Below are 21,855 nucleotides of genomic sequence, written 5' to 3' on the forward strand. Positions count from 1 at the left end.
TCAACAGCCCACACTCAAATTACCATTTAGGTTGACTTTCTATCAAAAGTGTGGCTGCGATGCTGTCTATCGGCTTTGAGAAAAAGTATCCTTGTCCGTATTCGCATTGCAGCGCTCTGAGTAAATTAAGCTGTTCGATGGTTTCGATTCCTTCAGCAATTACATCCATGCCTAAATGACTGGCTAAAATTAAAATAGTCTGTACAATCGCTTCGTTGCCTTCATCTTCAGTCATGCGGCTGACAAAAGCTTGATCGATTTTTAAAGCATCAGTTGGAAAAGTGTGCAGGCGGCTCAAAGAAGAATAGCCAGTGCCGAAATCGTCAATATATAATTGAATTTCTAAATTTTTCAATTCCGCGAGGATAGCCACTGCTGATTCGGCATTCTCCATGATAACGCCTTCAGTAATTTCTACCTTTAAAGTGCGAGGGTCAAGCTGAGTTTCTTGTAAAATTTCGCTAATGCGATCGATTAAATCCGGTTGTTTAAATTGTTGGTTAGAAAGGTTGACGCTGACAGTCAACGGCGGATTTGCTGGGAATTTTTGGTGCCACTCGTGGATCTGATGACAAGCCGATCGCATCATCCACCAGCCCATAGGTATAATCAATCTAGTTTCTTCAGCTACTAAAATAAACTCGCCAGGAGATACGACACCCCGCTGCGGGTGATACCACCGCAACAGCGCTTCAAAACCGCTGATTCTACCAGTAACTAGAGAGACGATAGGCTGATAGTAAAGCTGAAATTCCTGGGAGTCTAAAGCGCGTCGCAGGTCGTTTTCCAGTTGCAAAAGGGCGACGGCGCGAGTGTGCATACTTAAGTCAAAAACTTCGTGGCGAGCTTTGCCCAATCCCTTAGCATGATACATGGCAGCATCTGCATCTCGGAGCAGTTCTTCAGGCCGATCGTACAATATGGACAACGGGACATTGGGAACAGGAGAATCAGAAGGTAAGCAAGACAAAGAAGTTTCCCGATCGATATTTCCCAGATTTTCGGGACTCGACAGTTTGCTGGTTTCCCTGGGATACGGAGGAAAACCAGAACAAACAATCCCAATGCTAGCACTGGTAAAAACTTGATACTCGTTAAGGTAAAAAGGCTCTGCCAGTTCCGCCTGCACTCGTTCGGCAATCTGGATCGCATCCTCGGCGCTTTTGATATTTTCCAGCAAAATAGCGAATTCGTCGCCACCGAGACGGGCAACGGTATCTCCAGCGCGCAAACAGATTCCCAGGCGCTGCGCGATCGCGATCAGCAACCGATCGCCCACTAAATGCCCCAAACTGTCGTTAACAACCTTAAAGCGATCGAGATCGATAAACAGCACTGCAAACAAAATCTCGGGGCGACGTTTTGAAAGATCGATCGCGTGCCCCAAGCGATCCATAAATAAAGATCGGTTGGGCAAACCGGTTAGCATATCGTGCAAAGCATCGTGTACTAACTTATCTTCGGCTATTTTGCGGAGGGTAATATCTTCGACAGTGCCTTCGTAGTAAAGTAAATTTCCGTCAGGGTCGCGAACTGCCCGGCCGTTCTCGGAAACCCAGATAGTAGTGCCGTCAGCGCGGTAAACTTGGGACTCGAACTCTGACACAAAACCGTGTTTTTCGATCGCGCGCAAAAACTCGACGCGCCGGTTGGGATCGAGGTAAAGTTGGCGGTCTATGTCTTGGATATTCGCGATCAATTCGGTGGCCGACTCGTAGCCGTAAATTCTCGCCAAAGCAGGGTTAGCGCTGAGGTAGCGTCCGTCGGTCGTTGTCTGGAAAATGCCTTCGATCGCATTTTCAAAGATACTGCGGTATTTCTCTTCCGCCTGTTGCAGCGCGAATTCTGCCTGCTTGCGATCGGTGATATCGGTCAACGTGCCGAGATAGCCTAGAACTTCCCCGCTTTTGGTCATTTCTGGCACTGCTTGCCAAAATACCCAGGTTGTGAAGTCACCGTTGCAAAAGCGGTACTCTAACTTACAGGGCAACTTGTCTGTGACAGCGCGATACCACTGGCTCAAAACGCGCTCGCGGTCTTCGGGATGCAAACTTTGCGCCCAACCTTCGCCTAGTGCCTTTGGTGCAGTTAGTCCCGCCATCTCCAAAAATCGCTCATTGACGTACAAGCAATCTCCAGCAGCGTCGGCGCGGAAAATCCCGACAGGCAGTATTTTTGCCAAGGTGTAATAGCGGTATTCGCTTTCTAGTAGCGCGCTGGCAGCTACTTTCGTCTCGGTGATGTCAAACATTGCGCCTTGAAGGATGACAGACTTGCTTGCTTCATCGCGAACTGCGGTCGCTTGATCGCGGAACCAGACGACTCGGCCGTTGCGGGCGATCGCGCGGTATTCTGAAACCAGCGACCCCTCGCAGAAAATATCTTCTCCATCGCTGAATTTCTGTGTGGCGTTTTCAACTAACACCCGATCACGGTCTTCTGGGTGAACGAGTTTCAACCACAGGTCAGGGTCTGCTCTCCATTCAGCTACAGAATAACCTAGAAAAGTCTCGATTTGCGGGCTGATGTAAAGTTTGGCAGCCTTGCGGTTGAGGGGAGAAATGTAGGTGACAGCGGGCATTTGTTCTACCAGGGCGCAGTATTTCGCTTCTACAGTGGACAGTGCTGCTTCTAGGCGCTGCCGCTCTAATTCGGCGGCGGCCCGTCCGGCAAAGATGCTGAGAATTAATCGGAATTTGGCAAGATGTGCTTCGACCAGGGGTCGATCGTGGAAAATACAAATAATGCCTAAAGGTTCGCCGTAAGAGTTTTTCAGCAAGACTCCCAGGAAACTGCGCGCACCTGTAACTACCGGTCTGCGGTCTTCTGGAAAGGTTTCCCCGAGGTTGTCGGGACAGGAATACATTCCCGCCTCCAGCACCCGCGCTTCGGGAGTATTGGCGGTGTCGCACTCAAAGTTTGGCTGCTGCTGTCCGTCGCTCCAAAAACTGATAAGTTGCAATCTATCGGCAGCAGCATCGGTGCGTGCCTTCGACTTGATCGATTTGGCAGCTACGGCGGTGCGAACTCCGAGTGCTGAGGCTAAGTGGCAAACTAAGGCATCAAAGAATTCTGCTCCCCCCGGCGAATCAGTACCTGCTAGGATTTCGCCCAGCAAATCTTCCTCTAATTGCGCGAAAGCATTAACTTTGGGAGGATTCTCGGCATTCGGGCGATCGGGATTTTCCCCCCTCGAACCCGAAATGCTCAGACTTAGGGTTTTGCTGGTTCCAGGCCCCACAATAGGCGAAGAATTCACAGTTAGGCGCTGTTGCTTCGCAAAGAATACAGCACGGCTTATACCTAAAACTTTACCCAAGAAGCTGTCAGTTGCCGGCCACCGATTTGAGTTGGGGAAAATCAAAAAGTTTTTCCGCATTTTCAATCCTGCAGATAAATCGTCGGGCTTTAAGTCTACCAACTGCCGTTGCTCTTGGGCTAGCGGTAGACTGGAAGGCCTTCGGTGCCACTTGAGATAAATCGCGGACACCACGGCTAAAGTCGCCAATAATCCCAGAAGATATGCAAGAATCTCAAAGTAAAAAAATAAATCTAGATCGAACATCGATTAGCACCGCTCGACAATTGTTGTAGTTATCTGAAGCCAATCTATTTAAAAATAACTAAGTATCGTCACGGATGGGTAACGAATACAAGGTCAGATCGCCACGAAGGCGACAAGAGAGTTAACAGTTCACAAAAAACCTGGCAATACTTGACATTACCGAACTTTTTGTGTTTTTTTTCGTACAGGCTGAACCCGTGCAGGTGAAATTGTAAACACATATATACGGTTGTGGCACTCCTCTAATGGGGTAAGTTTACGTTTACTTTTCTAATCATATTTAACGCTGCATTTACATCAGCATTAATCCGACTTTCATTCCAAGACCGAAACCACCCGCGTTTACCCCTCTTACCCTGGCAAGAGTCTTGCTTACCGACAGGCTCTAAATCCCCAAAACTGCACTTATTTGTATAATATGCTTGTGTAACTATTACCTTGATACCGACTAACTCAGTTTTGTAAGTAATAAATTTTATGAGCGGGATATGAGGACTTACTCCAAAAATGAGATATTTTTTTTCTAATTTGATATTTTGTTTTACCCTCACATTTGTGCCAATAATTAACTGGATTATTTTCTCATCCCCCAACCGCTTGACAATCCAACTTCTGGTCTGCTGAAGGTAGTTTTCTAATTGCTTGTTTCGATTAAAGGTGATTTGTTGGATTTGGCGCGTGGTAGATTTTCCCTGGTCAAATTTTGAAAGTAAAAATGCTCTGTGGTGATTGACACCTTTATTAATTGATTTGAGAGGTTTTTTATCATAAATAGTTGGAGTAAATGTTGGCTTATTAGATGTCACAGCGACGAGGTTATCAATCCCTAAACATATACCTGCTCTGAGATGGTAATTTAAATCCACCAACCTTACAGGCTTTAGATTAGCCACCTCAAAAAGGTATAGCGCTTTTGCAGGAACTACCCTTACCTTTATGACATTTTGGGAGTTTGTAGAAATTATTATGTCACTTTGAGATAAATAAATTAGTCCCTTATTGGGGTTTATCCCCCTTTTTTCTATGGATTGGTTATCAGAACTGAACAAGTTACCTGTACAGATTTTAGGTTGGTATTGGGGGATGCTGGGGAGGAATAAAAATGTAGGTATATTTCGGTCATAAGCTCTTCTTGACTTTTGGCAATCCTCCCAAGCGTGAACAATTTGTTTGAGAACTTGATTGCTAATTTTAGCAGGGAATGATTGAGAGAAGTCTCTAGGTTTTAAGATGGCAAATAACTGTGTGATAATTTTAGTACCACTAACTTTAGGTTCAGAAGTGAAAAAGTGTTTCCTCATAAATATTTACCATGATCGTTGAGATTTTTGGATAGAAATGATAAGTCATCAAACTGTTTATAAAACTGATGCTGACGATCTATGTAAGGCCTTTCAACAACAATCATAAATTTTGGGATAAACGAAAAGTTTTTTGTTGCTTTGCTAAGCAATATACAATAAAGTCTAGGGATTATCTGATCTAGTGTAACACCCATGATGAAAGCGATCGTTTTTCAAACCCCCGGAAGCCCGTCCGTGTTGAAACTGCAAGATATCCCCGCCCCTACTATACAAACAGAAACTGAAGTTTTGGTGCGGTTGCGAGCGGCTGGTATCAATCCGATAGATACTAAGTTGCGATCGCGCGGCACTTTTTACCCCGATAAAGCTCCTCACGTTTTGGGGTGCGACGGTGCTGGAGTCGTAGAGGCTGTCGGTGCTGGTGTGCAAAGTTTCCAAGTGGGAGACGAAGTTTTTTTCTGCAATGGCGGTATGGGCGGGTCGATCGGTACTTATGCTGAATTTGCCGTTGTAGACGAACGCTTTCTCGCCCTCAAGCCTGCTGCTTTAAGTTTTGCTGAGGCGGCGGCGGCACCGTTAGTTTTAATTACAGCTTGGGAATCGCTGTACGATCGAGGGCGCTTGGAAGCCGGCCAAAAAGTGCTGGTTCAAGCTGGTGCAGGCGGTGTCGGCCACGTCGCGGTACAGTTGGCGAAGTTGCAGGGGGCAGAGGTTTGCACGACTGTTAGCTCTGAGGAAAAAGCCAATTTTGTCAAGCACTTAGGTGCAGATTCAGTTATTTTATACAAAAATACCAATGTTGTCGATGAGGTTTTAACTTGGACTCAAGGACAAGGAGTTGATTTGGCTTTCGATACAGTCGGGGGAGAAACTTTTTACCAAACTATTCCGGCTGTGAAGATTTATGGAGATTTGGTAACAATTTTGGAACCCGATCCAGCTTTGGGCAATTTGAAAACAGCGAGAATGCGGAATCTGAGAATTAGTCTGGAATTAATGTTAACCCCGATGCTGGAAGGTTTGGTGGAGGAACAGGAACAGCAGGCTCATATTTTGCAGAAGTGCACTCGTTTGTGCGATCGCAACTTGCTAAAAATTCACGTCAGCAAAACTTTTCCTCTCGAACAAGCGCAAGCAGCTCACGAACTGTTAGAAACAGGATCAGTAACAGGTAAAATAGTGCTTGAAATTGCGGGTGGTTAATAATGCGGATGGTTAAATAAGAAATTCACAACTGATATCATGTCCGGTCGAGGAACCGCGATTTTTGTAGGGCGGGTTCACCAAGAATACCTGCCAATAATTGACAATCTCAAAAACTTGCCCCGACCCGAATATTATGGTTAATCGAGCGGACATGACATGAAATTATTGGAGAGAAAGGTGCAAAATCCTGGTTAATAATTTTGAGAGAGTTCTCGCTAATTCAACGACCAAGGTGAATCTTGGTTTTATATCAAATCCGTTGGCATCGGAATGATTCATCTGTCTCTTCCGTTTCTCTGTATCCTCTGCGGTTTAATCATTCCAATACAACCGGAATTCATATTATTACGCTGATGATTAAAAGGCTGGCAGCCTAAAAGATGTCAAATCAGTTCTATAAACAAGAGCGAAAACCGCATAGGAAAAATGCCGCTGTAGATCGAGAAATTTGGGCGTCAACTGCTGAAGTTGACACGACGAAAGGCGCGGCGCCGTGTCCTAATTTGGGGTAACTAACGGCGATTGACTTGTAACCAAATTTCCAGCGTCACCAGCAGCCACAGCTTCAGCCCATAGCGGGGAAAAACTTCGCCACGATAGTTTAGCCACTCGCGGATTAGTGTTCGATCGAGGTAAGGCGCGATCGCCGCATGACGATTCAGCAGCAACGATCGCGCTTGCCGCTGCCAATCCCTTAAAAACCACTGCTGCATCGACATCACCATGCCGCTTTTCGGACGGTTGACAATGACATCGGGCAGCAAATCCGCCACAGCAGCTTTGAGAACCGCTTTTTCCTGCGCGCCCGAAAGCTTATATTCTGGGGGAATTTGCAAACTTAGTGCCACCATCCGCGCATCGAATAGGGGCGATCGAGCTTTTAGTCCCGCCGCAGCCGTGAGATTATTCACCTTGGTCAAAATGTAATCGGCTCCTTTAAACTCAATGTTGAGCCGCATCAGCCTATTCAAAAACGTCGTTTCTGTCTGTTGCAATTCCTCACCAAAGACGGAAGGCGCATTCTTCACCTTTTCCCAAACCTCCGGCTTCAGCAAACGTGGCAAATCCACATAGCATTTTTGAAACGAAGTCAAGTAAGCTGCCATCGGATCTGGTTTACCCTGAATCGAACCGTACAAACTGTTGAGTAACATCGGCTTATTTTTCGGCCCGCCAAAGCACGGATCGCCGCCTTCGCCATTGAGTACCACGTCTGCGAATTGCTTTGCCGATCGCCCCAGCAGCAAATTTGGCACCGTCAAGCCTTCCCCCACCGGATCGTCCATCGCCGCCAACGTTTCCGGTAGCAACTCCCAAATTTGCTTTGGCGAAACTTCTAAAATATGGTGCTCAGTGCCACAATGTGCTGCGACGAGGTTGGCAAATTCAATCTCGCTGGGATATTGAGCGCCAAAGTGCATGGAAAAAGTGTGCACCGGACGATCGTGCAGCCTTGTGGCGATCGCCGTGACGCAACTTGAATCAATACCGCCCGAAAGATATGCTGCGACTGGTTCTCCCGCTGGTAGCGCTTCCTGCACCAGTTGTTCCAAAAGCGATCGCACTTGTTGACTGTGCCATTCCAAAGGGCGATCGGCGTTAGTAATTTGCTCCTGTGGCTGCCAGTATCTCTGCGCCTCAACTTCCGGTAAGTACAGGTAGCTACCGGGCCGCAACTCTCGCACGGCTTTCCACAGCGTTTGTGCTCCGGGTACAAACGCACAGCACAAGTAGTCGCGCAAAGCAACTAAATCAAGTTCTCGATCGTGATACGGATTGAGCGATCGCAGTCGAGGCGCGATCCAGCGAGTCGTTCCTGTACGGGTACAATAGAGCGTTTTGGCTCCCACGCGATCGCGCCCCAGACACAAGGTTTCCTCGTCTCTATCCCACACGGCAAGGGCAAATTGTCCTGACAGCAAGCTCAGTGTTTTAGTACCGTACTGCTCCCACAGCCGCGCGACGATCGCCAAATCGGTCAATCCATCTGTGTCAATCTGTTGTTTGAGCATGGGGCTGCGATCGAAGCAGCAGTCACCTACCAGCACAAATCGCTGATGGGGGCTGAAGGTGGGTTCAGCTCCGATTATGGCAAAACCGGAAGTTTCCCAAGTTGCAGGGTGCGATCGGGCTTCTGGGCCCCAAGCAATCACCCAATTCGGGTTAATCAACTTCTGATTTTGCATCGATTTAATTAGCTTAAAAAACGTTTGAAAGTAACTTATAAATCAAGCGAAAAATAGCTGTTCCAGCGATCGCACCCAAAGCACCCAACCATCCCACAAACAACACGCCAGTGATCGGAGAATTCGGATAAATCGCAAGTGCCGCCGTCTGTAAAGCCGGGAAAAACCACAGCAAAGCCAGAGTACCTGCACCAATAATCAACATCTCAGTTTGTTCGATCGCCCTGCGGTACTGGCCGTAAATCAAACCCGCCACAATCATCCCCAACAATCCGATACTCAAGCCTGGAGAGGGAAACAAACTCGTCAGGGCGATCGCCAGCAACCCCCCCTCAAAACCCGTAAACGCCGCCCCCGACAAAACCTCCCAAATCGAAAAAGTCGCTCTCTGGGAAGGTTGCAGCCCTCCTGGAGGAGTTGCAGGAACCCGTACAGGAGGCGGCTGAGTCGGTTGAATAGGTATCGGAGGCGGCGCCACCACGACTGTAGGTGGTTGAGAATGTTGTTGAGGCCGAGACATCAGAGCCGCTTCCACCTCACTCGCAGATTGAAACCGCTGGCTAGGAGCTGATAATAACATTCGATCGAGAACGTGAGCCAAACGCGAACTTACCTGCACCCGCGACTGCCAATTCCACTCGTTTCTGTAACTATCAAACAACTCCGTCGGCTGCAAACCACTCAGCAAAGTAATACAAGTTACAGCCAAAGCATACAAATCCGTTGCCGGATAAACTTCTTGCCCGCTCATCTGTTCTGGGGGAGCATAACCCAAAGAATAAATACCAGTCGAAGCTTTTGCACTCCCAACACTTTGTGTTACTTGTTTAACAGCCCCAAAATCTAATAAATAAAGCCGACCGTTTTTACCCCGCATAATATTAGCAGGTTTAATATCTCGGTGAATCGAACCGCGAGAGTGCACAAAATCGAGAACCTTCAAAATTTCCCGCAGCACCTCCACCGTTTCCGCCTCTGAAAATCTGCCTTTAACAGCTAGTTCATCCTCCAAATTTTTACCGTCTATAAATTCTTGAACCAGATAGAAAAACTGATCGTTTTTTCCCGGCTGCAAACTCGCAACAGTCAGCTCAAAAAAAGCCAGCAAACTCGGAATTTGGGAATGTTCGTTTCCCAGTTCTTCCAGCACCGCCGCTTCCCGTTCAAACAGAGTTTGAGCGATTTGTAGCTGGGGCGGAGTCAGACTTACCGACGGCTGCAAAAGTTTAGCAACGCACTGCCGCATCGCGGGAGTATAGCGGTCTCTGGCCAAAAATGCCGCCCCAAAACCGCCTTGACCCAACAACCTCACGGGCAAATAGCGCCCGCTCAAAATCATGGGCATCCCGCAAGCCGTGCAAAACTTTTGCTGCACGGTTTTCAGCAGCGAACTGTCATCGAGGTCGGGAAAAGAGTTTTGAGGGCGCGGGCAGCCCGGTCGGGTGCAGTAAACTTCCATTTTTGTTTGCTAAGAAGAACGAAGAGGGAAGAAGGAAGAGGGAAGAAGGAAGAAAAAGCGATTGTTAAATCAGATTTGGATTTCTCAACTAACCGCGAACTGCTAACTGCCAGCGACCTAAGAGATTAACTTCCCGCTGAGTTCGGAGTTGCTATTTCTATGAATCCCAAATCGAGCGCCGGGGGTTCTTTCTTCTCCAGGATGGTCGAATAAGTAGCAAACTGCGGCAAAATTTCATTGCTGAAAGCCTCTGCTGCTTTAGAACGGTAGCGGTTGGGGTTGTAAATCAGCGACAAAATGCGAGTTACCAAAACTTCGTCCATTTGAGATTTGTGCAAGACGCCCATGAGCAACTCTTTTTCGATCGCCGAAACCGAGACAAAAGCAGCTCCCAGCCCGGACTGAACGGCATTTTTAATGGCTTCGATCGAATTTAGTTCCATCTCGATTTTCAAGCGGCGCGTGTCAATGCCGCAGCGAGTCAGTACCTGATCGATTACTTTGCGGATCGTAGACTGCGAATCGAGGGATATAAACTGCAATTTGTAAAGGTCTTCTTTTTGGATAGTTTCTTGTTGTACCATCGGGTGAGACGGAGGAAGAATTAAAGCCAGTTCGTCCTCAGCGTAAGGAACAATTTCTAAAGCTTCTACAAGTTCGGTAGGAATTTCTCCGCCAACAATTGCCAAATCGATTTGCCCGTTAGCCACACTCCACGCCGTGCGGCGGGTCGAGTGAACGTGAAGCTGTACTGCTACATCCGGGTACTTTTGGCGAAACATCCCGATCATCCGGGGCAGCAAATAGGTTCCCGTTGTTTGAGAAGCGCCGACGATCAAAGTACCGCCTTGGAGATTTTGCAAGTCTTCCAGAGCTCGACAAGTTTCCTGGCAAAGCGATAAAATTTTCTCGCCGTAACTCAGCAGCAGGTGTCCGGCTTCGGTCAGTTGCGCCCGCCGCCCCCCCCGGTCAAACAGCGGCACGTCCAATTGTCTCTCTAAGTTTTGCACCTGCAAGCTAACTGCTGGCTGGGATACATAGAGGCTGTCCGCGGCGCGTTTGAAGCTTCCTTCAGAGGCGATCGCCTTGAGAATGCGTAACTGGTCTAAAGTGAAAGGAAGGTCAGACATATATCTAAATTGTCAGTTGTCAGTTGTCAGTTGTCAGTTGACGGTTGACGGTTGACTGTAGGCAGCGAACAGCAAACAGCGAACAGTCAACAGCGAACAGTCAACAGCGAACAGCGAACAGTCAACAGCGAACAGTGAACAGTTAACTGACTGATAACCGCTGAATGCTCCCATAGATACTTTGTGACACAAATTGGCCGAGAATCAATAACTTTTCTTAATATTTGCAATGACGATCGACTTGGCGCTCGACTCCCACTTTGTTATTCTGGGCCTGTTACTGGTTTTTGCGATCGCCCACAGCGGTTTAGCAGCCCTTCGGCCAAAAGGCGAAAAGCTGATCGGGCCGAGACTTTACCGCGTTTTGTTTGCCCTTGTCAGTTTGCCGCTAGCCGTCATTCTGATTGTCTACTTTTTCAATCACCGCTACGACGGCCTGCAGCTTTGGCAAGTACAGGGCGTTCCCGGAGTTAAACCCGCAGTTTGGATACTTTCGGCAATTTCCTTTCTGTTTCTGTACCCAGCAACTTTCAACCTCCTAGAAATTGCCGCCGTCCAAAAGCCCCAAGTTCACCTCTACGAAACTGGCATCATTCGTATCACCCGTCACCCGCAAATGGTGGGACAACTGATTTGGTGCGTCGCCCACACCCTGTGGATTGGCACTAGCTTTACCCTTGTCACTTCCATCGGTTTGGTACTTCACCACCTGTTCGGAGTGTGGCACGGCGACAGGCGGCTTCAGGCTCGTTTTGGAGAATCCTTTGAAACCATCAAATCTCGAACCTCAATCATGCCTTTTTTGGCAATCCTACAAAAGCGTCAAACCCTTGATTTGCTTGAGTTTCTGCGCCCTTCCTACCTAGGTGTAGTCATTTTTACGGGCCTGCTGTGGGAAATTCATCCTTTTTTGATGCGTGTCACTAGGAACATATACTGGTAGCATGATCCCTAGGATAGAAAAAAAATTATTAAATTTTGAGGGCTCATGGTGTTGTCGGTTAGCGAACGCACTTTTGCACAAGAGGTGTTTCAAGCCTCTACCCCCGTTTTAGTTCACTTTTCGGCTCCTTGGTGCGGTTTGTGCCGCGCGATCGACCCCACGCTTAAGACTTTTGAGGCACAGTGGGCAGAAAAAGTCAAGCTGGTTGGGGTGAATGCCGATCAATGTTTCAAGTTGGCCCACACTTATCGGCTGACAAGTTTGCCCACGCTGATTTTGTTTGAGGGCGATAAAGTTCGATTTAGATTGGAAGACTACAAAGGACGCGAGGAACTGCGGCGGACTCTGGATTCCTGGATGCTCGCGGCTCACGTAGCTTCCCCATCTCAACGGCTGCAACTTCAGGAAGTAGCCAACAGGTAACATTTTTAAGTCCATAGCTGTTAGACCCCCGACTTCTTAAAAAATTCGGGGATATAACACCTATTGTGCCGGTAAGTACAAGATTTAACGAATTTAACACGTGTTAATACCACCATGTCTAATTTAGTTAATAATGTTGACTTGCTCCCTGCCTCCGAAGCGGAAAATCTCAAAGCATTAGCACTGTCTAATACAGAAATTGACGAAAAGCTGCGCCCGGTGCCCGTGTTTGTGATTACAGATGCTCAGGGTGCTCCCCTCATCTCTACTGTTCCCAAACAAGGTGAGGGTCAAACCGGCAATGATTCAGTGGCACGAATTTTTATCAGCCAGCAGGATGCTCAAGCTTTTATCGATCAACTGAAAACTACAAACCCTCAGTTGGCGGCCTCCGTGCGCGTGACGCCGGTGTCGCTAGGGGAAATTTACCAGCTTTCTCAAGCAAATAAAGGCACGCCGGAGGAGATCCAATTTTCTTACGTTCCGGCTCCGCAGCAGGTGCAGTTGGCTAAAACTGTACTTCAGCAGACTGGTCAACAGGTTAACGAGTTCAACGGTGTACCTCTGTTTTTGGCAAGAGGTGGCCCGGAAAATGGTTATTTGACGATTCAGCGCAACCAGCAAGAGGTGATTCCCTTGTTTTTTAACAAGGAAGAACTGCAGGAACTGGTGGAGCGCTTCCAGCAGCAGCAGCCGAATCTCACTGCCACAATTAAGATTGAGGTGGTGAACTTGGAGAGGGTTTTGGAAGCTTTGCGTACTGAGGACGACGCGTTCTTGAACCAATTGATTTTGATTCCCTCGCAGGAGTCGCGGGAATTTGTGCGGCAGCTTCCTGGAAGTATCACAGACTTTGAGCAGTTGAGCGTTTTTAATAAGTTATTGACTGCATCCGTTAGCGGAGGTTTTTTTGACTTAACTCTTGGCAATGATTTATTTCAAATACCTCCAAACAGTGCGACCCAATTTCCTGGCGGCGTGCGAGCCTTAGACGGTAACGATACCGTGAGTGGTTCATCAAATGATGATGTAATTAATGGGAATGCTGAAAATGATGTGCTGCGCGGCGGCGCTGGTAGCGACTTGCTGCGGGGTGGCAAAGGCAGCGATTTAATTTTCGGAGATGATGGCAGCGATCTGCTCACCGGCGGTCAAGATAATGATAGTCTAGACGGCGGAAGTGGCAGTGATTTTTTGCGGGGAGGTAGAGAAAAGGATACTCTCAACGGCGGCGAAGGCAATGATTTTTTATTAGGCGATGCAGGTTTTGATATTCTTACCGGCGGCGGCGAAATAGATAATTTTATTATCAAAATAGATGTTGATGCAGGGGTGCGGGATGCAAATTTTGCCGATCGAATTACCGATTTAAATCAAGGGGATAGAATTGCGATCGCGGGCAGTATCACTCTTAATGACCTCAATTTCACGGCCGAGGGTGCAAACACGCTAATCTTGTTAGCTAATGGCGACATTTTAGCGAATGTTTTAAATGCAACACCGGCAACTGTTCGCAGTTCCACATTCATCGCATCCACTACAGATTCGATTCTAAACTTGGGGTAATCGCGATCGACCTCCGCAATATCAGTTTCACGGGCATTCATTCATCCCGACTCGGTTCGGGGTGAGATTTATGGCACATTAACTCCTAACAACCTAAATCGATAAGGCCGCCAACTCAGCATACTTCAAAAAAAATCAAGCATTTATGCCCAGTCGTCCAAGCCTGTGTCACAATTGTTTACAGTTTTGTCAATCTAGTAGAAACTTTAAACTACCTATCAGTCATGGAACTGCTTTATCAATACGCTTGGCTGATTCCAGTCCTGCCGCTGGCAGGCGCAATGCTAGTAGGTCTAGGCTTAATCACCTTTAACCAGGCAACCAACAAACTCCGACAAGCGAATGCGATATTAATCGTCTCCGCGCTCGGAGGGTCAATGGTACTCTCTTTCGCATTGCTGTGGAGTCAACTACAGGGCCACGCACCCTACACCCGCAGTATTCAGTGGGCTTCTGCTGGCGACTTCTCGCTGAATATGGGCTATATTATCGACCCCCTAACGTCGGTGATGCTGGCGATCGTCACTACGGTCGCCTTTTTGGTGATGATTTACACCGACGGCTACATGGCTCACGATGACGGGTACGTGCGCTTTTACGCCTACCTGAGCATCTTCAGCGCGTCGATGTTGGGTCTAGTAATCAGCCCGAACATCGTTCAGATTTACATTTTTTGGGAACTCGTAGGTATGTGTTCGTACCTGCTAGTCGGATTTTGGTACGATCGCAAACCCGCTGCTGACGCTTGCCAAAAAGCTTTTGTCACCAACCGCGTCGGCGACTTCGGCCTGCTGCTGGGCATCCTCGGCATTTACTGGGCCACCGGCAGCTTTGAATTTGAGGTGATGGGCGAACGCCTGCACTCATTAGTCGAATCCGGTGCTCTTTCGGCGACTCTGGCGACAATCTTCGGCGTCCTCATATTTTTGGGACCAGCAGCCAAATCCGCTCAATTCCCCCTCCACGTCTGGCTACCAGACGCAATGGAAGGCCCGACACCGATTTCGGCCTTAATCCACGCCGCGACAATGGTAGCCGCTGGCGTATTCCTGATCGCTCGGATGTACCCGGTGTTTGAAGGGTTGCCGGCAGTCATGAATTTGATCGCCTGTACAGGCTGTTTTACGGCATTTATGGGCGCTTCGATCGCGATTACCCAAAATGACATCAAAAAAGGCTTAGCCTACTCCACCATCTCCCAACTCGGCTACATGGTGATGGCAATGGGCGTCGGCGCTTACAGTGCCGGACTTTTCCACTTGATGACTCACGCTTACTTCAAAGCAATGCTGTTCCTGTGTTCAGGTTCAGTGATTCACGGTATGGAAGCAGTTGTAGGCCACAACCCCGCACTCGCTCAAGATATGCGAGTCATGGGCGGCTTGCGGAAATATATGCCGATTACCTCTGCTTGCTTTTTAATCGGAAATTTGGCAATCTGCGGAATTCCGCCGTTTGCTGGTTTTTGGTCAAAAGACGAAATCCTCGCCAGCGCCTTTGCAGCAAATCCCGCTCTGTGGGCTGTTAGCTGGTTGACGGCCGGGATGACCGCGTTTTATATGTTCCGGATGTATTTCAGCACCTTTGAGGGCGAATTCCGGGGCAATGACAGCGCCATCAAGCGTCAACTCTTGCAACCCGGTCTTGTTTTTGGCCCGGGAGCAATGAACGTTAAGGAATTGGCATCAACTGGCGACAGTCACGATGAGCACGACCATTTGCCTCACGAATCTCCTCTGACAATGGCTCTGCCGTTAGTGTTGCTGGCGGTACCTTCTGTGTTTATCGGTTTTCTCGGTACGCCGTTTGCCAATTATTTCGAGCAGTTTGTTCGCGCTCCAGGCGAGTCTCTCGAAGAAGTTTTGGCACACGCTGCTGAGTTCAATTTGACGGAATTTTTGATTATGGGCGGAAGCTCTGTAGGTATTGCTTTGCTGGGCATTACTTTGGCTTCTCTGATGTATTTGAGCCGTAAAATTGACGCAAGTGCGATCGCCCAAAAAATCAAACCGCTTTACGAGTTCTCCCTCAACAAGTGGTATCTCGACGATATCAACGATTTTCTTTTTGTCAAAGGCAGCCGCCGTTTAGCGCGGCAAGTCATGGAAGTTGATTTGCGAGTCGTCGATGGTGTCGTCAACTTAACCGGGCTTATCACCCTGGTTAGCGGCGAAGGTTTGAAATACTTTGAGAGCGGTCGCGCTCAATTTTATGCCCTGATTGTGTTTGTCGCAGTTCTGGGTTTTGCGATCGTTTCTGGAGTCGGTTAAATCTGTAGGGACACGGCCTTGTCCATTGGTGTCAACAACCATGTCAAACCTAGTACGGGTCTGCTCTCTGACGATTAGGGTTCGACCCCCCCTTCTTAAGGGGGGGACAGGAATCTTCTCAAAGTCCCCCTTCTTAAGGGGGATTTAGGAGGAGCTAGACTCAGGTAAAAGCAATATTTATCAAGGATTTTAGGCTTAAGTTTACACGCTTTGGGCATGACCGTATCCCCACTAGGAGATATTTTAAAAAATGGTATTAGGTTAATAAATCACAATTGACAATTAGCAAATATAGCAATCCTTGCAGGAGTCATAAATTTTTTACCCCACCACAACCCTCCCCTTGGCAAGGGGAGGGAGTAAGAAATTCACAAATGATGCGAGGATTGCTATAGAAATAAATCTTTCATTAAACTTAACTGTTGCGATCGCATAATTTGTCCAAATAATAGCAAAAAAAAATGTTCCGTCTAAAGAAAGTATAAAATTTAGGCTAAAATTGCCAAAATGTGTTTAAACCTAATAACTGATGGATCATTTTAAAACGCAATGGATACAGCTAACTTTCCCTGGTTAACAACAACAATTCTGTTTCCCATTGCTGCGTCCTTGCTGATTCCTTTAATTCCCGATAAGGATGGCAAGACGGTGCGGTGGTATGCCCTAATTGTGGGTTTAATCGATTTTGCCCTACTTGTTTACGCTTTTTACACTCAGTACGACTTCAGCAATCCAGATTTGCAACTGGTAGAAAGCTATACTTGGGTGCAGCAACTCGATTTGAATTGGTCGGTGGGTGCTGACGGTTTATCGATGCCGCTGATTTTGCTGACTGGTTTTATTACTACGCTGGCTACTTTAGCAGCTTGGCCGGTCACATTTAAACCGAAGCTTTTTTACTTTTTGATGCTGACAATGTACGGCGGCCAAATCGCAGTTTTTGCCGTGCAGGATATGTTGCTGTTTTTCCTGGTTTGGGAACTAGAATTAGTCCCGATTTACCTGATTTTGTCCATCTGGGGCGGCAAAAAGCGCCTCTACGCAGCAACTAAGTTTATCCTGTACACCGCAGGCGGTTCGCTGTTTATTTTGCTTGGCGGGCTGACGATGGCGTTTTACGGCGATACGGTGACTTTCGATATGCGGGCGATCGCAGCTAAAGATTACGCCCCGAATGTAGAATTGATCCTGTATACAGGTTTCTTAATAGCTTACGGCGTCAAACTGCCAATTTTTCCGCTGCACACTTGGCTGCCTGACGCTCACGGCGAAGCAACCGCACCCGCCCATATGTTGCTAGCAGGAATTCTGCTAAAAATGGGCGGCTACGCTTTGCTGCGGATGAATGCGGGAATGCTCCCAGATGCTCACGCTACCTTCGCACCGATTTTAGTAATTTTGGGTGTGGTAAATATTGTTTACGCCGCCTTAACTTCTTTTGCTCAGCGAAATTTGAAGCGGAAAATTGCTTATTCTTCGATTTCGCACATGGGGTTTGTGCTGATTGGGATAGCTTCGTTTACCGATTTGGGAATTAGCGGTGCAATGCTGCAAATGGTTTCCCACGGTTTAATTGGGGCGAGTTTGTTCTTTATGGTAGGATGCACTTACGATCGCACTCACACCCTCATGCTCGACGAAATGGGCGGTGTAGGACAGAAAATGCGTAAGGTTTTTGCCATGTGGACTGCTTGTTCTATGGCTTCTTTGGCTTTGCCGGGAATGAGCGGTTTTGTAGCAGAACTGATGGTGTTTGTGGGTTTTGCAACCAGCGATGCTTACAATCCTGTGTTTAAGGTTTGCGTGGTATTTCTAGCTGCTGTCGGGGTGATTTTAACTCCGATTTATCTGCTGTCGATGTTGCGCGAAATCTTCTACGGCCCTGAGAATAAGGAATTGTCGGAACACGAGGAATTGGTGGATGCGGAACCGCGAGAAGTGTTTATTATTGCGGCTCTGTTAGTGCCGATTATTGGCATTGGTTTGTATCCGAAGATGCTGACTCAGGTTTACGATGCGACTACTGTACAGTTGACTGCAAAATTGCGCGATTCTGTGCCGTCGCTTGTGGCTAAGGCTGCTGCGGATAAAACTGTGTCTCTGCGTGCTCCGGCGATCGAGCCGAGTAAGTTGTGATTTGAACCAGATGTAGGAATAAAACCCCAAACCCGATTTTAAAATCGGGTTTGGGGGTTTTCTATAGATAAAATTATCACGATTCAGAGAAATGCTTTAATATCTTTTCAATAACCCTAAATATCTCTTGAAACTCTCCAAAATCAAAGTCATTAAAACCATCAATACCTTCAAAAATGTAAGCGGCAAACTTATCTTTTGAAAGCGCCACATTATTATCATTTGTATCAAAAACATTATTATTTATTATTTTTAGCTGGTTACCTTTGATTTTATTCCTATCAGGATAGATCAGACCGTCTTGATGTCTTCCACTTTTTTCGCTGAATTCATTACTTAAAAATAATCTTCGAGCATCCTTATCTTCTCTCTTAATTTCGTTGTCTTTATAATAAAGTTCTATACATATTCCGTCTCGATCTGAACGATGTCGAGGAACTGGTATTGCAAATGAATATACTCCGTTTCCCCAGTCTTTGAATCCTTTAGCATCATCATGAGTTTTTTTTATAAAGTCAGGTTCATCTCGGTCAAAAATTGCAATTATAGGCTGAATCTGTTTGTTTTTACAGAAATGCTCACAGATTTTAAGTAGCTCACTACTGCCCTGTTTCTGTTCATCTAAGTCTTCCTTATACTCTAGTTTGAATTCATAGGTAATACCATTATCACTCAACCATTTGAAAGCTGATTTTAGATGCTTTATATCCGTTTTTCCTTCACTCCAAATAAGAGGTGTTGGTAAGATATTCTTTTCCTCTACAACTAGCTTTTGAGGATTGTAAATATCCAGCTTTGCATCGCTTACTAGGTCAGGAGCAAGCTTTTTTAGCCATTTTAAAAATTTTAAGTAAATTGGATCGTCAAACCCTCTAACTGAACCAATAAATTCAATTCTCCCTCTAATAATATTTCTAAAACTATCGGGAATAGTATCTAAGCGATGCTTTTCATCAAATCGTTCCCAAAACTCAGCTTCTGCATTCTCAACACCATATTTTTCCCAGGCATGAAGCACAGCACGAACTTGTCGAATATATTTACGTTTTACATTTAGCTTTTCGTTTACTGTAATTCCAGTAACTTCTTGACGCTTATATCTACTTTGTAATCTAACTTTTGACTCATTGACTAAAAATCCATTATCTTCAATAATATTTTTTAATTCATTACCTAAACTCAGTTGTTCTGATTCTCTAGAGAACCAAGCTAAATGAGGTGGAAATCTTGGTCTTGATGTAGAAAACGTAATATCATCAGCATATCTAGTATAAATACATTGATATTTCTGTGCTAATCGCTGTAATTGAGAATCTAGTTTCGCGCAAATCATGTTCGAGACGATGGGTGAGGTTGGTGCACCCTGTGGTAGCTGGTTTTCATGGCAACAGATCTGAGATAGGATTGTTGCAACTTCGTCAGTACAACTGTATGGACGAGACATCAGAAGTCCACGAACCCTGCCAAAATTAATAGACGGGAAAAAATCTTTCAGGTCAAGATTCAAAACATATTTTTGTCTAAGATGCTGTTTCGCGTTTGTTACAATACTTTTTCCAATAGTAAAACCATGTGTTGATGGCTTTGGTTGATATACGCTTCTAAAAACTTGGTTCAATTTTTGTTGAATTATCTTAAGAGATGTCTGGGGCGTAGAGATTACTCTGCAACCTCCAGATTTTTTGGGGATTTCAAATGTAGTATAGGCTTTGCTAATAGGATAAATATACAAATGATACCTAAGTTGGTAATCACTTATTTCAAGAAATGTTGCAATATCTTCACGAGTTTTTAATTGATAAAAATTTTCTTTCAGTTCTTTTTCTGAAAGGTTTAGGGAAGTAGTACCCATAATTCATCAAGACTAAATTAAAGAGCTAGATACTCGAAACGTATTCCAACCTAATAGCACACGCCGCGATCGGCGTCAAAAGCTCACAACAGTGAGTACATATGGTACTCCTTGTAAATTTGCCGCCGCAGGATCAACAGCGGTAATCAATCTTATTTGAGTATCTAGCCTTCGTAAGTATAACACAAATATCAAGCTGGTCATCAAAAATTATGGTGGATGTGACAGATCTGCTATGATTAAAGCTGTTGCGTTTGGCTTAAAAATCAAGCTGTTTGAGTTTAACTTTCTGAGAACGTTCACTGCGGTTGTTGAAAAAGACCCTGCCACTGCTTTATATGTAGGCTATGTTCCCGCTTTCTAAGAGAGCGCATTCTCAAGGAGAAACTTTAGACGAGCTACAAGCGAACCTGCGTGAAGTGATGGAGAGGCTGTTGGAAGATGAGACTCCAGCCTTAAATCGCCCTTCAATTCGGTACGTTAGCCAAGCCCTCGAAGAGGCTCGCTCTCTTAATTTCTATCCTTATTGTTATGCCAAAAGTGCGATATTTGTCAAGAACCATCGCACCCTCGCAAGTTGTAATTTGAACCGGATGCGAGGAAGAAAACCCCAAAACCTCGATTATTAAATGGGTTTTGGGGTTTTCTATTTTTTTTTCGACGGAGCTTTGAGGATTCTTATTACTTTTGTTTTGCCCGATCCCAGTAAGTTTTGAAGCAAGGCGCTAAAATCCAATTCAGATAGCGATTAAAATACAGATTGCAAGCTTATTGGCTTTCTAGAATGCAAAATCAAGAGTCACCTATTGTTTTCGATCGAGAACGCGCTTCTTCCTACGACAAAAGATTCGCTAAATTCGCTCCGGTGCGCGACGCACTTCATTTACTGATCCGCTTTGTACTTTCTGAACTTCCTATCGATGCACGGATTCTCTGTGTAGGTGCGGGAACCGGCTTGGAATTGATTTATCTGGCTCAAGCGTTTCCACAGTGGCAGTTTACTGCGGTAGAGCCTGCGGCACCGATGCTTGACATCTGTCGCCAGCGCGCCGAAGAGTGCGGTATCGCGTCACGTTGCACTTTTCACGAAGGCTATCTCGATTCACTGCCCGCATCGCACTCTTTCGATGCGGCGACTTGCCTTCTGGTTTCTCACTTCTTTATGCAACAAGATCAGCGGCGCAACTTTTTCAGTCAAATTGCTTCACGACTTTGCCCTAACGGATATTTGGTCAGTGCGGATCAGGCTTCCGATATGTCTACTTCAGCGTACCAAAGCCTTTTGGAGGTTTGGCTGCGAATGCTGAGGTATTCCGAAATGCCTGCTGAGGAGATTGAAAAGTTTCGTGCTTCTTATGGTCGAGATGTTGCTGTGCTACCGCCACTTGAAGTCGAATCAATAATTGCATCCAGCGGCTTTGATACACCTGTATTGTTCTTACAAACCCTTCTGATTCATGCCTGGTATGCTAGGCGAACACCACCCTCGCTAGAAGTGTAGTTATCAACAGCCGCCGAAAAATCTCCTGAAGTGGACTGACAAAAACCAAGTGTGACGTTGCTTTCGTTTTCTGGAAGCCCCAGAACCGAGTCGCGCCGAAGAGCGAGCGCAATACCCAATACTTTAAAATTACCATAAGGTCGATCGCCCTTCCATTCGGTATTGCGATCGCTCTTTTAGTTTCTAGCCTTATGGTTGTTATACGGAGAGTGCGCTCTTTGTTAAGGGCGATCGCCCGGAGTAAGTGAGGTATCATATTTACAGTGTAACTGATAGCTATAATTTATAATTATGAACTTACTCCAGTTTAAAAT

Annotated in this window: 15 protein-coding genes; 8 read left to right on the forward strand and 7 right to left on the reverse strand. The window is 46.3% G+C overall.

Going from position 1 to position 21,855, the window contains the following annotated elements; genetic code table 11:
• Positions 1–19 precede the first annotated feature (19 nt).
• Together QUA42_RS03775 and QUA42_RS03780 are read right to left on the reverse strand one after the other, a co-directional pair.
• Positions 20–3,565: an EAL domain-containing protein gene (locus QUA42_RS03775; RefSeq protein ID WP_333135237.1), complete on the reverse strand. Its 3,546-nt coding sequence runs from the start codon at positions 3,563–3,565 to the stop codon at positions 20–22.
• A 242-nt stretch (positions 3,566–3,807) separates the two neighbouring features.
• Positions 3,808–4,866: a transposase gene (locus QUA42_RS03780; RefSeq protein ID WP_333135239.1), complete on the reverse strand. Its 1,059-nt coding sequence runs from the start codon at positions 4,864–4,866 to the stop codon at positions 3,808–3,810.
• Positions 4,867–5,064: 198 nt separating this feature from the next.
• On the opposite strand from QUA42_RS03780, the gene QUA42_RS03785 reads away from it, so the two are divergent.
• On the forward strand, positions 5,065–6,072 hold the full coding sequence (locus QUA42_RS03785) for a zinc-dependent alcohol dehydrogenase family protein (protein WP_333135504.1): 1,008 nt from the start codon (positions 5,065–5,067) through the stop codon (positions 6,070–6,072).
• Positions 6,073–6,587: 515 nt separating this feature from the next.
• Here the strand turns inward: QUA42_RS03785 and QUA42_RS03790 are convergent.
• The 3 genes from QUA42_RS03790 to QUA42_RS03800 form a co-directional block, all read right to left on the reverse strand.
• A complete protein-coding gene (locus QUA42_RS03790) occupies positions 6,588–8,261 on the reverse strand; it encodes an asparagine synthase-related protein (RefSeq protein ID WP_333135241.1) in 1,674 nt (557 codons plus the stop codon).
• Between the two features lie 13 nt (positions 8,262–8,274).
• Complete coding sequence (locus QUA42_RS03795; protein WP_333135243.1) at positions 8,275–9,720, reverse strand: serine/threonine-protein kinase; 1,446 nt, start codon at positions 9,718–9,720, stop codon at positions 8,275–8,277.
• A 125-nt stretch (positions 9,721–9,845) separates the two neighbouring features.
• A complete protein-coding gene (locus QUA42_RS03800; protein ID WP_015174889.1) occupies positions 9,846–10,850 on the reverse strand; it encodes a LysR family transcriptional regulator in 1,005 nt (334 codons plus the stop codon).
• 229 nt (positions 10,851–11,079) lie between these two features.
• Between QUA42_RS03800 and QUA42_RS03805 the strand changes: the two genes are divergently transcribed.
• The 5 genes from QUA42_RS03805 (at position 11,080) to ndhD1 (ending at position 18,188) form a co-directional block, all read left to right on the forward strand.
• Positions 11,080–11,793 carry an NnrU family protein gene (locus QUA42_RS03805; protein ID WP_333135245.1) on the forward strand — a complete coding sequence of 238 codons (714 nt, stop codon included), beginning with the start codon at positions 11,080–11,082 and terminating at the stop codon, positions 11,791–11,793.
• Between the two features lie 45 nt (positions 11,794–11,838).
• Positions 11,839–12,216 (forward strand): thioredoxin family protein, encoded by a 378-nt coding sequence (locus tag QUA42_RS03810; RefSeq protein WP_333135247.1) that lies wholly within the window; start codon positions 11,839–11,841, stop codon positions 12,214–12,216.
• Positions 12,217–12,330: 114 nt separating this feature from the next.
• Positions 12,331–13,782, forward strand: a complete 1,452-nt coding sequence (locus QUA42_RS03815) for a Tic22 family protein (protein ID WP_333135248.1) — start codon at positions 12,331–12,333, stop codon at positions 13,780–13,782.
• 224 nt (positions 13,783–14,006) lie between these two features.
• Positions 14,007–16,052: an NAD(P)H-quinone oxidoreductase subunit 5 gene (locus tag QUA42_RS03820; RefSeq protein WP_333135250.1), complete on the forward strand. Its 2,046-nt coding sequence runs from the start codon at positions 14,007–14,009 to the stop codon at positions 16,050–16,052.
• Between the two features lie 549 nt (positions 16,053–16,601).
• Positions 16,602–18,188: a photosynthetic/respiratory NAD(P)H-quinone oxidoreductase subunit D1 gene (ndhD1, locus tag QUA42_RS03825; protein WP_445242207.1), complete on the forward strand. Its 1,587-nt coding sequence runs from the start codon at positions 16,602–16,604 to the stop codon at positions 18,186–18,188.
• A gap of 76 nt (positions 18,189–18,264) precedes the next feature.
• On the opposite strand, the gene QUA42_RS03830 is transcribed toward ndhD1, so the two are convergent.
• Positions 18,265–20,040: a reverse transcriptase domain-containing protein gene (locus QUA42_RS03830; RefSeq protein WP_333135252.1), complete on the reverse strand. Its 1,776-nt coding sequence runs from the start codon at positions 20,038–20,040 to the stop codon at positions 18,265–18,267.
• 347 nt (positions 20,041–20,387) lie between these two features.
• Here QUA42_RS03830 and QUA42_RS03835 point away from each other — a divergent pair, with 347 nt between their 5' ends.
• Together QUA42_RS03835 and QUA42_RS03840 are read left to right on the forward strand one after the other, a co-directional pair.
• Positions 20,388–20,669: a hypothetical protein gene (locus tag QUA42_RS03835; RefSeq protein ID WP_333135254.1), complete on the forward strand. Its 282-nt coding sequence runs from the start codon at positions 20,388–20,390 to the stop codon at positions 20,667–20,669.
• Between the two features lie 155 nt (positions 20,670–20,824).
• The gene (locus QUA42_RS03840) at positions 20,825–21,541 is read left to right on the forward strand and encodes a class I SAM-dependent methyltransferase (protein WP_333135256.1); all 717 of its coding nucleotides are present in this window, start codon (positions 20,825–20,827) and stop codon (positions 21,539–21,541) included.
• On the opposite strand, the gene QUA42_RS03845 is transcribed toward QUA42_RS03840, so the two are convergent.
• Complete coding sequence (locus QUA42_RS03845) at positions 21,510–21,797, reverse strand: hypothetical protein (protein ID WP_333135258.1); 288 nt, start codon at positions 21,795–21,797, stop codon at positions 21,510–21,512. The genes QUA42_RS03840 and QUA42_RS03845 overlap by 32 nt on opposite strands.
• Between the last annotated feature and the right edge of the window lie 58 nt (positions 21,798–21,855).

This window comes from Microcoleus sp. Pol11C2 (genome assembly GCF_036701505.1).
Lineage (GTDB): Bacteria > Cyanobacteriota > Cyanobacteriia > Cyanobacteriales > Microcoleaceae > Microcoleus.

Coding starts and splice junctions, on each gene's coding strand:
- QUA42_RS03790 (WP_333135241.1), bottom strand. CDS start 8,261: ATGCAAAATCAGAAGTTGATTAACCCGAATTGGGTGATTGCTTGGGGC.
- QUA42_RS03785 (WP_333135504.1), top strand. CDS start 5,065: ATGAAAGCGATCGTTTTTCAAACCCCCGGAAGCCCGTCCGTGTTGAAA.
- QUA42_RS03845 (WP_333135258.1), bottom strand. CDS start 21,797: ATGATACCTCACTTACTCCGGGCGATCGCCCTTAACAAAGAGCGCACT.
- QUA42_RS03820 (WP_333135250.1), top strand. CDS start 14,007: ATGGAACTGCTTTATCAATACGCTTGGCTGATTCCAGTCCTGCCGCTG.
- QUA42_RS03795 (WP_333135243.1), bottom strand. CDS start 9,720: ATGGAAGTTTACTGCACCCGACCGGGCTGCCCGCGCCCTCAAAACTCT.
- QUA42_RS03835 (WP_333135254.1), top strand. CDS start 20,388: ATGTTCCCGCTTTCTAAGAGAGCGCATTCTCAAGGAGAAACTTTAGAC.
- ndhD1 (WP_445242207.1), top strand. CDS start 16,602: ATGGATACAGCTAACTTTCCCTGGTTAACAACAACAATTCTGTTTCCC.
- QUA42_RS03840 (WP_333135256.1), top strand. CDS start 20,825: ATGCAAAATCAAGAGTCACCTATTGTTTTCGATCGAGAACGCGCTTCT.
- QUA42_RS03810 (WP_333135247.1), top strand. CDS start 11,839: ATGGTGTTGTCGGTTAGCGAACGCACTTTTGCACAAGAGGTGTTTCAA.
- QUA42_RS03815 (WP_333135248.1), top strand. CDS start 12,331: ATGTCTAATTTAGTTAATAATGTTGACTTGCTCCCTGCCTCCGAAGCG.
- QUA42_RS03830 (WP_333135252.1), bottom strand. CDS start 20,040: ATGGGTACTACTTCCCTAAACCTTTCAGAAAAAGAACTGAAAGAAAAT.
- QUA42_RS03780 (WP_333135239.1), bottom strand. CDS start 4,866: ATGAGGAAACACTTTTTCACTTCTGAACCTAAAGTTAGTGGTACTAAA.
- QUA42_RS03800 (WP_015174889.1), bottom strand. CDS start 10,850: ATGTCTGACCTTCCTTTCACTTTAGACCAGTTACGCATTCTCAAGGCG.
- QUA42_RS03775 (WP_333135237.1), bottom strand. CDS start 3,565: ATGTTCGATCTAGATTTATTTTTTTACTTTGAGATTCTTGCATATCTT.
- QUA42_RS03805 (WP_333135245.1), top strand. CDS start 11,080: ATGACGATCGACTTGGCGCTCGACTCCCACTTTGTTATTCTGGGCCTG.